Annotated in this window: 14 protein-coding genes; 7 read left to right on the forward strand and 7 right to left on the reverse strand. The window is 66.2% G+C overall.

Annotated features, from left to right (window positions below; all coding sequences use genetic code 11):
* Nucleotides 1-22: 22 nt before the first annotated feature.
* The 4 genes from IAI58_RS07195 to IAI58_RS07210 all read left to right on the forward strand — a co-directional run bounded on the left by IAI58_RS07195 (nucleotide 23) and on the right by IAI58_RS07210 (nucleotide 2,755).
* The gene (locus IAI58_RS07195; RefSeq protein WP_207448228.1) at nucleotides 23-289 is read left to right on the forward strand and encodes a hypothetical protein; all 267 of its coding nucleotides are present in this window, start codon (nucleotides 23-25) and stop codon (nucleotides 287-289) included.
* Between the two features lie 125 nt (nucleotides 290-414).
* Complete coding sequence (gene rpmB, locus IAI58_RS07200; RefSeq protein ID WP_207448230.1) at nucleotides 415-723, forward strand: 50S ribosomal protein L28; 309 nt, start codon at nucleotides 415-417, stop codon at nucleotides 721-723.
* Between the two features lie 134 nt (nucleotides 724-857).
* Entirely contained in the window at nucleotides 858-1,643 is a 786-nt protein-coding gene (locus IAI58_RS07205) for a sensor histidine kinase (protein ID WP_207448232.1), read from the forward strand.
* Between the two features lie 53 nt (nucleotides 1,644-1,696).
* Nucleotides 1,697-2,755, forward strand: a complete 1,059-nt coding sequence (locus tag IAI58_RS07210; protein ID WP_207448234.1) for a DUF808 domain-containing protein — start codon at nucleotides 1,697-1,699, stop codon at nucleotides 2,753-2,755.
* Nucleotides 2,756-2,761: 6 nt separating this feature from the next.
* Here the strand turns inward: IAI58_RS07210 and IAI58_RS07215 are convergent, their stop codons facing one another.
* The 4 genes from IAI58_RS07215 to IAI58_RS07230 all read right to left on the reverse strand — a co-directional run bounded on the left by IAI58_RS07215 (nucleotide 2,762) and on the right by IAI58_RS07230 (nucleotide 5,964).
* On the reverse strand, nucleotides 2,762-3,445 hold the full coding sequence (locus tag IAI58_RS07215; RefSeq protein WP_207448236.1) for a hypothetical protein: 684 nt from the start codon (nucleotides 3,443-3,445) through the stop codon (nucleotides 2,762-2,764).
* 78 nt (nucleotides 3,446-3,523) lie between these two features.
* Entirely contained in the window at nucleotides 3,524-4,201 is a 678-nt protein-coding gene (locus tag IAI58_RS07220) for an acylneuraminate cytidylyltransferase family protein (RefSeq protein ID WP_207448239.1), read from the reverse strand.
* A 12-nt stretch (nucleotides 4,202-4,213) separates the two neighbouring features.
* A complete protein-coding gene (locus IAI58_RS07225; RefSeq protein ID WP_207448241.1) occupies nucleotides 4,214-5,176 on the reverse strand; it encodes a phosphoglycerate dehydrogenase in 963 nt (320 codons plus the stop codon).
* Nucleotides 5,173-5,964 (reverse strand): 2-keto-4-pentenoate hydratase, encoded by a 792-nt coding sequence (locus tag IAI58_RS07230; protein ID WP_207448243.1) that lies wholly within the window; start codon nucleotides 5,962-5,964, stop codon nucleotides 5,173-5,175. The genes IAI58_RS07225 and IAI58_RS07230 overlap by 4 nt, the downstream gene beginning before the upstream one ends.
* A gap of 85 nt (nucleotides 5,965-6,049) precedes the next feature.
* Between IAI58_RS07230 and IAI58_RS07235 the strand changes: the two genes are divergently transcribed.
* The 3 genes from IAI58_RS07235 to IAI58_RS07245 are packed head-to-tail and all read left to right on the forward strand — an operon-like array spanning nucleotide 6,050 to nucleotide 8,492.
* A complete protein-coding gene (locus IAI58_RS07235; RefSeq protein ID WP_207448245.1) occupies nucleotides 6,050-6,787 on the forward strand; it encodes an inositol monophosphatase family protein in 738 nt (245 codons plus the stop codon).
* Between the two features lie 32 nt (nucleotides 6,788-6,819).
* Nucleotides 6,820-7,866: a Gfo/Idh/MocA family protein gene (locus IAI58_RS07240; protein WP_237182926.1), complete on the forward strand. Its 1,047-nt coding sequence runs from the start codon at nucleotides 6,820-6,822 to the stop codon at nucleotides 7,864-7,866.
* Nucleotides 7,867-7,925: 59 nt separating this feature from the next.
* Nucleotides 7,926-8,492 carry a D-sedoheptulose-7-phosphate isomerase gene (locus IAI58_RS07245; protein ID WP_237182486.1) on the forward strand — a complete coding sequence of 189 codons (567 nt, stop codon included), beginning with the start codon at nucleotides 7,926-7,928 and terminating at the stop codon, nucleotides 8,490-8,492.
* Nucleotides 8,493-8,555: 63 nt separating this feature from the next.
* Here IAI58_RS07245 and IAI58_RS07250 read toward each other — a convergent pair whose 3' ends face one another.
* The 3 genes from IAI58_RS07250 to IAI58_RS07260 all read right to left on the reverse strand — a co-directional run bounded on the left by IAI58_RS07250 (nucleotide 8,556) and on the right by IAI58_RS07260 (nucleotide 11,935).
* On the reverse strand, nucleotides 8,556-9,998 hold the full coding sequence (locus IAI58_RS07250; protein WP_207448247.1) for a hypothetical protein: 1,443 nt from the start codon (nucleotides 9,996-9,998) through the stop codon (nucleotides 8,556-8,558).
* 134 nt (nucleotides 9,999-10,132) lie between these two features.
* Nucleotides 10,133-10,945, reverse strand: coding sequence for an acyltransferase (locus IAI58_RS07255; protein ID WP_207448249.1), 813 nt, complete (start codon nucleotides 10,943-10,945; stop codon nucleotides 10,133-10,135).
* A 42-nt stretch (nucleotides 10,946-10,987) separates the two neighbouring features.
* Entirely contained in the window at nucleotides 10,988-11,935 is a 948-nt protein-coding gene (locus IAI58_RS07260) for a glycosyltransferase family 2 protein (RefSeq protein ID WP_207448250.1), read from the reverse strand.
* Between the last annotated feature and the right edge of the window lie 32 nt (nucleotides 11,936-11,967).

The following is an 11,967-nucleotide window of genomic DNA, read 5'->3' on the forward strand; positions in this document are numbered from 1 at the left end:
ACCGTATCCAGGAGGGCATCACATGCAACTTGATCCGCAGGGAATGGCCCCCGAGGACCTCAGCCACGCCGGTTCGGTCGTGGATAAGGCCATCGAATATATGATTGGCCAGAACATCGCGCCGATCTCCGTGGCCTCGGCGCTGCTCGGTGGGGCCCTGGGGCTGATGGCCCGCAGCATGAAGGACCAGGCCATCGCCAATGTTCTCCGCAGCGCCCTGGCCTCGGTCGAATCGGGGGAGCTGGAGGAGATGCGCCAGTCCAGCCCGCCGGCGGCCGGAAACAACTGAGCCGACCCGCGCGAATCCTTGACTCAGGCGGGGCGGCAGGCCATTACGCCGCCTCCTGATTTCCTGTCACCGACGGGCGAGTGGTGCCGTGCGTGCCCAGCCTGCTGAATCTAGAGGGTATTGCCATGGCTCGCCGTTGCGCGATCACCGGTAAGGGCGTCCAGGCTGGCAACAACGTCAGCCACGCCAATAACAAGACGCGCCGCCGCTTCCTGCCGAACCTGCAGGAGTCGTCTTTCTTCTCCGACGTGCTGGGCACCTCGATCCAGATCCGCCTCTCCACCAACGGCATCCGCACGGTGGAGCACAATGGTGGCCTGGACGCTTTCCTGATCGGCACGCCGAACCGCAACCTGCCGGCCGAGGCCCAGACCCTGAAGCGCCGCATCCTGCGCGCCCAGGCCAAGAAGGCCGCCGCGACGGCCGCCGCCTGAACCGACCCGCTCGGAACGGATAAGGAAAAGGGCGCTCCCGCCTGACGGGAGCGCCCTTTTTCGTGTTCCGACGCCGTCTCATTTTCCAGGCGGCATTCACCCCCTGTTAAGCGCCTTCGCACAGCATGAGGCGTATGGATGCCATTCTCCCCGCGGTGTTGGGCTGCGCCGTTCTCGTCGCTGGCCTGATCACCCGTTCTGCCCGGCTGGAGCGTCACCGGGTCGAGGCGCGGCTCCGGCAAGTGGAGCGGGACCTGGAAGCGCGCGGCCGCTACCTGGGCCTGCTGTCGCAGGAGATGCAGGGCCATGGGCTGACGCTGCTGGGCTATGCCACCGCCTCCCGGCCCGGGGAGGCCGCGCCGGACGCCTGCCTGGCGGGACGGGCGCGGGCGCTGATGGGGCTGGCCGCTGATGTCTCCGACATCCTGGCGCGCGATGCCGGCCCACGCGTGCTGTGGGAGGCCGATCTGCCCCTGGGGCCGCTGCTGGAGGAGGCGATCGGCCAGATCACGCAGTCCCTGGCACCGGGGCGGCGGCATTGGCAGGTGGCCCCGGAACTGCGCCGCCTGACCCTGGCCGCCGATCGGAGGGCTCTCTCGGCCACGCTACGGCAGGTCCTGACGCGCGCGGTGCGGCATACACGGGATGGCGACTCCGTTCAGATCCGGCTGGTGCGGGCGGATGAGAGCGTCGCCATCCTGGTGGAGGATGACGGCAGCGGCCATGCGGGGGAGGATCTGAACGGCCTGACCATCGGCCAGGGTACCCGTGGGCTGGGCCTCGGGGTGCTCGTGGCGGATGACCTGCTACGCGCCCATGGCGGAGGGTTGAGCATCGAGGCCGTGCCCGGCATCGGCACCCGCGTCTGGCTGACCCTGCCGCGTGAGCGGGTGCTGGAGCCCAACTCTGACAGCCCATGAAACCGGCCCTGCCGCTGCGTCATTCCGGGAATGCTACAAAGCGGGAGAGCGGCGTGAGCCTCGGGTTGATCGCATTGCTGGATGACGTGGCGGCCCTGGCGAAAATGGCCGCCGTCTCCCTGGATGACGTGGCGGCGCAGGCGGCCAAGGCGGGCACCAAGGCCGTGGGCGTGGTGATCGACGACGCGGCCGTCACGCCTCGTTACGTCGTGGGCTTCGCCGCCGCTCGGGAGCTGCCCATCGTCGGGCGGATCGCACTGGGCTCGATGAAAAACAAGCTGCTCTTCCTGCTGCCGGGCGCGCTGCTGCTCAGCTACTTCGCGCCCTGGGTCATCACGCCGCTGCTGATGCTAGGCGGGCTCTACCTCTGCTACGAGGGGGCCGAGAAGATCCTGCACGCCCTCCGCCCGCATGAGGCGCATGTGCATGAGGAGAAGATCGGCGCCGCCCCGCGCGACCCGGCGGTGCTGGAGGAGCAGCGGGTCCGGAGCGCCATCCAGACGGATTTCATCCTCTCGGCCGAGATCATGGCGCTGACCCTGGCCACGCTGACCAGCGGCTCCACCGTGACGAAGGCCGCCATCCTGGCGCTGGTGGGCATCGGCATCACGCTGCTGGTCTATGGCAGCGTGGCGCTGATCGTGAAGGCCGATGACGCCGGCGTGGCGCTGGCCCGGAACACCTGCCCGGCCTCGACCCTGCTGGGCCTGCGGAGCGCCATGGCGGCGGGCGCGCCATCGGGCGCCGATCGGGCGCTGCGGCCATTGACGCAGGCCCTGGGACGCGGGCTGGTGGTGGGGATGCCGCATTTCCTGCGGGTCCTCGGCATCGTCGGCACGGCCGCCATGCTCTGGGTCGGCGGCGGCATCATCCTGCACGGCCTGGAGGAATTCGGCGTCACTGGCCCTGGCCATCTGGTGCATGACGCCGCCCTCGGCGCCGCAGGGGCCTTGCCGGCCCTCGGTGCGGCGACCGAGTGGTTCGTCACGGCCGCCATCTCCGGCGTGCTGGGGCTGTTGCTGGGGGCACTGGTCGTCCCACTGGTGCAACTGGTCCTCGCGCCGCTGGCGCGCGGCGTGCAGGCGCTGCTGCCCTCCCGCACCACCCGGTAGCCTGCTTCAGGCGCTCTCGGCCTCGATGGCGGAGAGGGCGAGGGAGAGGTGGCGCCCATCGGTGCCGCCCCGCCTGCCGGGGCTGTCGGTGCGGATCGTGTCGATATCCAGCCGCAGCAGCCCGCCATGGCCCATGGGCCCGGCCTCCAGCACGGCGGAGAGCACCAGCCCGTCCCTGCCCTCCCGCACCATCACCGGCTTCCAGGGGCCGCCATCCAGCGAGAGGCGCACCTCCGGCACCACCTCCGGCACGAAGGCGGAATGGACATGCAGCCGCACCTCCAGCGGCAGGCGCATGCGTGGCAGGAAGACATTGGCCTGGGGTGAGGGGCCGATCCAGCGGAACTCCACACCTTCTGCCGAGCGTTCAGCGGGGTAGAAGCCGCCCTGGACCAGCTCCGCATCGCAGGCCAGCCGCAGGAGGCGGGGAGGGGCATCCGCTTCCTCCAGCGGGTCGCCGTCATCAGGCCGCAGGTTGTGCAGCCGCGCCTCGATCATGGCCATGCGGCGCAGCAGCCAGCTCAGGGCCTCGTCACCCTCCAGCCCCTTCAGCTCCCGCGCGTAGAGGTCGAGGATGCGCGCCTGCATGGCCCGCTCACCCGGGCCGCCGCCGTCCTCCGCCCCCGGCGTATGGCCGGCTAGAGCACGGGCCAGCCCGGTGGCGATCTCGTCCAGTCGTTCAGGTGCCATGGCACGCTCCCGTCAGGATGCCGCCGTGGGGCAGGCCGGGGAATGGTGGCCGGGCTGCCTCGCCCGGCCACATGGGCATCAGGCCGTGGCGGGCTGATGCACGAGGTCGAACAGCGCCTCGGCGATGGCCAGATCCTCGGCGTGCTTGATGACATGCCCGGCCAGGCGGTCGACGCTGAAGAGCTCGACCTTGCCGGCATAGGTGGCGCAGCCGCCGGACTTCACCGCGTCCAGATAGGTCTGCCGGCGCCAGCCTGTGACGGACCAGGTGATGCGGCGCACCGGCGGCAGGTCCTGGCTGTTGGTCTTTTCGGCGAAGGTGAAGTTCACCGGCTCGCCACGGCAGAGGGCCTCCAGCGGCTCATCCACCACGCTCAGCATCACATCGGCGCTGGTCTGCTCCATGGCGCGGACGAAGCCGGCGATGTCCTCGATCGTCAGCAGCGGCGCGATGGAATGCACCTGGAAGACCCGCTCGCAGGGATGCTTGTCCAGGAACTCGGCCACGAACTGCTCGCTGGTGGCGACGTTGTTGGCGAGTTCCGCCGGGCGGCGGTGGAACTTCGCGCCCTCGGCCTCGGCGATGCGGGCGATCTCATCGGCCTCGGAATTCACCCAGACCTCGTCGAAGACGCCGGAGGACAGGCACTTGCGGATCGCATGGGCGATCAGCGGCGCGCCCTTCAGCGGCAGGAGGTTCTTCTGCTTCAGGCGCTGGCTGCCAAGCCGCGCCGGGATCATCGCGATATTCGACATGCTCTCGCTGCCTCAGGCTGCCCAGGAAGGAATGAAGGAAAGCGGGTCCGTGGCCTTATCCAGCCCCGCGATGGCGGCGCGGCCCATGGCGACGACCGCTTCCTCGGCGCTGCCGCCGATATGGCCGGTGCCGATGAAGCCCGTCGTATTGAACAGCTCCATGTCCTGCGGCGGCTCGAAGGCGAAGACGTCGAAGCAGGCGGCCGAGAGATGGCCGGAGGCCAGGCTGGCCTTGAGCGCATCCTCATCCACCAGCCCGCCGCGCGCGGTGTTCACCAGCACGGCACCGGGCTTCATGGCAGCCAGACGGTCGGCGCCGAAGATGTTGCGGGTGGCAGTGGTGTTGGGAATGTGCAGCGAGATCACGTCGGATTGTGCCACGAGCGTATCGAGGTCCGTGACCTCGACGCCAAGTTCGGCGGCGGGGGCTGAGACATCGCGGATGTCATGCGTCAGTACCCGGGTGCCGAAGGCGCGCAGCAGTCCCGCGACATCGCGCCCGACATGGCCGAAGCCCAGCAGGCCGACCGTGACGGCGCCGAGCTGGCGGCCACGATACTGCCGCCAGGTGCCGGCCTTGATCTCCTCATGCGAGGTGATGACGCCGCGCAGGCCTGCGATCATGAAGCCGATGGCCAGCTCGGCCACGGAGCGGCGGTTCACGCCACCTTCCCAGCCGACGCGGATGCCCCGGCGCGCGGCGGCGGCGAGGTCCACATTATCCAGGCCCACGCCGTATTTACTGATGATCCGCAGATCCGGCAGGGCGGCCAGGGTGGCGTCGTCGATCTTCTCGAGCGCCACCACGGCGGCGTCATGGCCGCGCAGGAAGGCGATGAGTTCCTCGCCCGCCAGGGTGCGGCCAGTATCGTTGAAGAGGGCCTGCGGGTACTTCGCCTGCAATTCGGCGCGCAGCACGGGGTGTTTGGAAAAGGAGCGGGACAGGACCGCCACGCTGCGCGGAGAGGTGGTCATGCGGCAGGCCCGGCACCAAAGGACATGGAAACGGAGGCGTCGCCCAATGCGGCGAAGCGGGCGACGACCTTGGCGCCGCGTGGCGCCTCGATATAGCCGGTGCAGCTGCCGGTCACGATGACCTGTCCGGCCTTCAGCGTGTAGCCGGCCGCCAGCGCATCCTGAAAGAAGCCCAGCAACGGACCGAGGGGGCCATTGTCGATAATGTCACCACGGCCCTCGGCCGCGGTCTTGCCGCCGATCTCCAGCGTCACGGGGGCGGTGGCATAATCGGCCAGGGGGTCGAAGGGACGGGCGGGACCGAGCACCAGCGCGCCGGCGGCGCCGCCATCCGCCATCAGGGCCAGCCCGCCGTGAATGCCCAGCGAGGCAAAGCGGGTGCCCGGAATCTCCAGCGCCGGATGCACGGCATCGATCAACGCGGCAACGCCGGTCGCATCCTTCGGCAGGTCGTCGGCCGTGATGTCGCGGGCCAGGCGGAAGCCGTATTCGCTTTCCACGCCTGTCTGCCGGGCACCGGGGCCGGAAACGGTGGCGCCGTCCTGGAAAACACGTGACTCCGGCAAGACGCCAAAGAAAGGCCGGGACAGGCCGAGACTCGTGCGCACGCCGGCGATCGTCGCACCCAGCTTGAAGGCGGCAATCGGTCCCAGCTGACGCGCCAGCGTATCCTTGACCCGGGCTGCCGCGGCCATATCGGCAGGCAGATCCTGCGGTTCCGGGATAACGATCTGCGCCGTGTCAAAGGCTTCGGCGATCAGCCGCGCCAGTTTGGGTTGCGGGCTCATGACGTCCTAACCAATTTGTATGAAACTGATTGCCATGCCCCAGTCTCATCTGTAAAGCCGGCACCGGGCGAGCATGAGGGCCCCCGTGCAGAAGACAACCGAATACACTCCAGAGTTCCTGCTGACGCTGGCAGGTGACGCAGCTCGTTGTACCCGCGACATCCTGGTGGCTTCCCGAGATCGGGAGAGTGCGCCGCTCACGCAATTGGGACGTGACATCAAGCTGGCCGAGGATGGCGCCTCGGAAGCACGCATCCGGAGCCTGCTGGCCGAGCGTGCGGACCTTCCCGTGCTGGGTGAGGAACAGGGCTGGGGCAGCGGTGGCGAAGCGGAAGGGCTGCACTGGGTCGTCGATCCTCTAGACGGCTCCTTCAACTTCTACCGCGGCATTCCGCTCTATGCCGTTTCCATCGCGCTCTGTCGTGGCCGTGAGCCGGTGCTCGGCGCCATTTATGACCCTGAGCGCGACGAATTGATGACAGGCGGCCCGGGACTTGGCCTTTTCCTGAATGGCGCGCCGCTGGCGCCGCCGCAGGCGCCACGTCAGATCCTGGCGACCGGTTTCCCCAGCTATGCCGATCCCGACGTCGTCTGTGCCCGCCTGGCGGGACAGACACGGGACTGGAAAAAGATCCGCATGCTCGGATCCGCCGCGCTCTCACTGGCCTGGGTGGCGATGGGGCGGCTCGACGGCTACGCGGAAACCAATATCATGTGGTGGGATGTCGCCGCCGGCCTGGCTTTGGCCCGGGGCGCTGGCCTGACCGAGATCACCTTTACGGCATTGGACGAAAACGCGGTTGATATCCTTGTCTCGCGCTGACGGGACCGGGCGGCTGTTTGAAGGAGGCTGTTGTGGCGGAGAAGGTCGGAATTATCGGCTTTGGCAAAATGGGGCAGACCCGTGCCGAGAGCCTGCTGCGGGACGGCCGCGCGCAGATCGTGCAGGTCTACGACGTGGCCGTGCAGCCCGCTGCGGGCCACCCCGTGGCGGCCTCGGCGCAGGAGATCATCGATAATCCGGCGATCGGCAGTGTCTTCATCTGCGCCACGAACGAGGTGAACAAGCCGCTGACCATCGCCGCGCTACGGGCCGGCAAGCACGTCTTCTGCGAGAAGCCGCCGGCCTTCACGGCCGAGGATGTGCACGACATCATCGAGGCCGAGCGGGCCAGCGGCCGCGTGCTGATGTATGGCTTCAATCACCGCCATCACGGCGGCGTCATCAAGATGAAGCAGGTGGTGGACAGCGGCGCCTATGGCCGGGTGCTCTGGATGCGTGGCCGCTACGGCAAGAGTGTGGACGGCGACTACCTGAAGACCTGGCGGGCCGACCGTGCCCGGGCCGGCGGCGGCATCCTGCTGGACCAGGGCATCCACATGCTGGACCTGTTCCTGCACATCAATGGCGCGCCCTTCGATCAGGTGCATGCACTGGTCTCTTCGCGCTACTGGAAGATCCCCGGCATCGAGGACAACGTCTTCTCGATCATGCGGTCCAGCAAGACGGGGGTGGAGGTCTCCTTCCACTCGACCATGACGCAGTGGCGGCATCTCTTCTCGCTCGAGGTCTTCCTGGAGCGCGGCTACCTCGTGCTGAACGGGCTCAAGACCTCCTCCGGCAGCTATGGCGAGGAGGAACTGACGATCGCCAAGAACCGGGCGACGGCGCCGGCCGCCAACTTCGCCAGCGAGGAACGGCTGCACTATGCGACCGACACCTCCTGGGACCGCGAGGCCGAGCATTTCATGGATGCTGTGACGCTGGGCATGCCGGTGACCTACGGTAATTCCAGCCAGGCGCTGGAAGTGATGAGCCTGATCGACCGCATCTATGCCAATGACCACACCGTCTCCCCGGTGTTGCATGAAAACCTGCAGATGGTGCGCCAGGAACGTTGAAGCCGCGCATACAAGGCGCGCACGCGGCATGATTGATCCGACTGTCTAAGGAGATGGTGATGAGCGAATGGAATAGCTGGCTGGGCCAGTATTTTGATCTCTATCGCAGCGCGTTGGCGACGGAGAACATCAACGAGAAGCTGGTCGCCTTCCATGACCTCTGCCTGCAGGTGCGGGAGCGGAAGGGCAAGCTCATGTTCGCCGGCAACGGCGCCAGCGCTTCCATCGCCTCGCATGGCGCCGTCGACTTCACCAAGCAGGGCCGGGTGCGGGCGATGGACTTCAACGAGCCCAACCTGATCACCTGCCTGTCCAATGACTTCGGCTTCGAGAACTTCATGGCCAAGGCTGTGGAATTCTACGCCGATGATGGCGACGTGCTGGTGCTGATCTCCGTTTCCGGCAAGTCGCCCAACGCGGTGGCGGCGGCGGAATACGCGCGCTCGCGCGGCCTCAAGGTCGTCAGCTTCACCGGCAGCGCGTCGGATAATCCGCTGCGCGGACTTTCCGACATCGACTTCTGGCTGGGTTCGCGCGCCTATAACGTTGTCGAGGGCATGCACAACATCTGGCTGACCACCGTGGTCGACATGCTGGTGGGCAAGGCCGAATACGCCGTCGCCTGACGACGGCTGCCCGCCAAGGCATGAATGTGAGACGGCGGGAACCGGTTCCCGCCGTCTTCTGTTTTAACAGGCGGTATCCAGGCTGGATCGGCCTGTGCCCGACCGGGATAACAGTGCTTCCAGCTGCGCATATGGCTCTGCCGGATAGGTCGGCGGATCTGGCGGCGGCACCGACAGGATGCGCGCCAGCGGCAATCTCGGCCAGGGGCGGTCCAGGCCGGCGGGCGCCAGTTCGTCCCAGAGCACGACCGGGATGCGGCGGGACAGGGCGAGCGCGGCCACGGGCCCGGGTACCGGAAGGCTTCCGGGGTCCACCAGGACCTGGATCTGCCGGGGTGTGGCAGCAAGCAGGGATTGCGGCCAGAGCAGCACGGCCTCCGTCGGCAGGCCGAGACGCCGGACGATCCGCATGCTGTCTTCCAGCGGAGGAGCATCCACGACCACCGCCAGGCGCAGCCCGGTTGCCTTGGCGATCCCCAACAGGATTTCGGCGGCATGGCCCAGGGCCGCCGGCGCCATGGCTGTGCCATCCAGAGCGAGGAACCGGATATCCGGTTGCAGCAGCGCCGGCTCCGGCACCGGCGATAGTTCTGCCGCGATGCCGGCGGGATCGAGGCTCGGCATGATCCATTCCGCCCCGGTCGCCTCGACGGGGCGGGGCGTGCCGAGATCCGGCAGCAGGATGCGCGCTATTCCCGCGTCCTCCGGCAGGATCGAAAGTTCAGGCAGCAGGCGAGGGTCCGTCGCCATGATGGCCCGCAGCCCGGGCATGCGCTCGGACAGTCCTGCCAGCACTTCCTGCAGGGCGTTGCGGATGCCGAACGCCGGAGGCCGCGGGAAATGTCGCCCGGCCTTCAGCGGCCAGCCGCTCAGGAGATCGACGGCATGGTCGCTTGCGAGGCAGAGCAGCCGGTCCTGCCCCTCCGCGCGTCCAGTCAGCGGGAATTCCAGGGAGAAGGTGGAGCGGCGGAAGGGGTAGTCCGGATGGACAGAGGGATCGTCATCCGGGTCAGGCGTGGCAGGGGCGCCAAACCACTGGAGGCCGTCAGGGCTGTAGCGGATCTCAGTGATCGGCTCCCGCGCCAGCACCCAGCCGCGCAATGCCCGCCAGCGCCCTTCCGTCTCGTCCTGCTCGATACCGCAAAGCGCCGGGCGCGCGCATGGGGGGGCCTCAGCTGCTTCGACCGGCATCGCGGGGCAGGGAGGCAACGCCATGCCCCCGGCGAAGGCCGTGAGTGCCAGCTGGTGGCCGATGATGCCTGCTGGTGCCAGAACCCGGAACAACACCGGCGTCACGCCGGAGTCCGCAGGCTCCGCCTGCCAGAGAACCGGCAGGATCGGGCCGTCGGGGCTGAAGGCGGTTACCCGCTCTGGCACGGAGGACCAATAGGCGCGGCCCGTCAGCAGGACTTCCCCGGCTGTGCTGCGAGTGGCGGAGATCAGCCCTGCGGAGGGGAGGTCCAGGCCCTCAGGGGAGGCCGCGGGGGCGACGCCGGAAGAAGGCAAGGGAGGTCCTTTGTCCATAGTCTCTACTGGGCCGTCCTTCGGTTGTCGCGGTGCGTCATGCCGTCACGAAGAGTAATACTCTCCGCCCATAGCTCCGGGCAAAGCGCCAATGTCCCTCTCGAACGAGTGCCGTGTCACGGGATCATCGCCAGGAAATCCGTCACGGCCTGAATGCCGGATTGACCGGGCTGCAACTCGCGTGTCCAGGAAACGCCTTCCCGGATGACGCGCGCCGGATTGCCAACCGCGAGGGCATGTCGCGGGATATCCCGCGTCACCACACTCGCGGCGCCGACGGCGCTGCCTGGGCCGATGCTGACGCCTTTGTTCACGATGACCCTGCTGCCAAGCCAGACATGGGGGTGGAGGACGATGGTCTTGGTATTTTCTGGATGCTCGTTGATCAGAGCGCCGCTTTTCAGGTCGAAGATCCCGTGGAAGTCGGTGGCGTAAAGAAGGATCTCGGTAGCCAGCATGCAATCGCTGCCAATGATGGTCGCATTTCCCTCGCCCTTGCATGTCGTCGAGAAATGGTTGGCCGAGGCCTCGCGACCAAAATAGAAGGTGCACCCATTGGACATGAGATGCACTGAACCGGTCGAACTCTTCCGGGATGATCCCATGTCCAGCAAGAAGCAGGTCGCGCCATCGATATGCAACTTGCCAGACAGGCCGAACGGACTCCCGAGAACAAGCACTGCGCCGCGGCTTCTCGGGGAGAGGGACACCGAGAGCCTCCGCTTCCTCATATCCCGGCTAAGAAACACCTTTGCCCTGACCTCGTCCGTGGCTGGCCCCTGAGAGCCGAAATCAATATCGATGCCCAGCGCCTTCAGGCTTTCCGCATCAGCGGCTGAACGAAGCTCGATGCAGCTCATGGAGTCGAGATCGGGCAGGGTGAATCCCGGCTGGCCCAATGGAGGAAAGCCGGGCAGATCATGGCGCATGGGAAGCTCAGCCTTTCATGATGCTTGCTTCAAGCGTTTGGCTCATGCCGGCGTGGTTGTGGAAAGCTGGCGCATCATCCGGTTCTGGCGGTCTTCTATTTCCTGAAGAAGGCCGTTGATCCCGGCCCTCCTGGCGAAGTCCGCCATGTTTTCCTTCGTGGCGCTGATGAACCTGAAGATGGATGTGTTACTGCAATGGTTCGTATCGCGGGATTCGAAGAACTTCAGGTTGTACCGATTCAGTTCGCCTTGCTTCTCGACTGGATGCAGGGCATCTCCGCGCGCCTCCTTCAACAAGAATTCAAGCTTTGAGCGTATGGCGTAATGGTGGATGGAGGCGATATCATGGTTTATCGCCTCCTGATCGGCGTAGTTCGTGTATTTGTTTCCGCTGGCGTGGTAATAAAATTTATTGCCATCACGCAAATGGAAGTAATGCGGGCCGCCGCCGGTAATTTTTTCTAGCTTGCCAATACTCTTGACCCATCTATTGAGCGGCGACTGGGGTGGAGCGCAACGGGTGAAACGCTCGATTGTCAGGCCTGGAGTGCGCTCCCTGTGGCCGGACGATCCAAAGCTCCGCCAGTTGAATGCTATGGCATCCGCGTGGGCGTGGTCGTCCAGGAAATCATGGATATTGTTGTGCTTCTCCAGGAGGAGATATTCATCGATATCCAGAAGAGCGGCCCATTCGACAGGAAGCAATCTGCTGTATTCGATGAGCCTCTTGTTCATATCCTTGTCGGGGGTTTCCCCCTCGGCAAGGTGGCAAATCTGGTGGTGGATGATCCCGGCATTCGCGAGGGCATCCAGCAGGGCATTGGTGCCGTCACTGCTCTCGTTCGAGAAGATGACGATTTCATCGAAGCCTACGGCCTTGTGGTAGCTGATCCATTCGAGAAGATGCAGGGCCTCATCCTTCGCTCGCCCCATGAGCACCACGCTGGACTTCTTTCGCGGGAGCGCGGCGCTGTCCGTATCTGTGACCATGTTATTCCTAACTGGCTTACGACGAAGAATGC

Source organism: Roseomonas marmotae, from assembly GCF_017654485.1.
Taxonomy (GTDB): Bacteria; Pseudomonadota; Alphaproteobacteria; order Acetobacterales; family Acetobacteraceae; genus Pseudoroseomonas; species Pseudoroseomonas marmotae.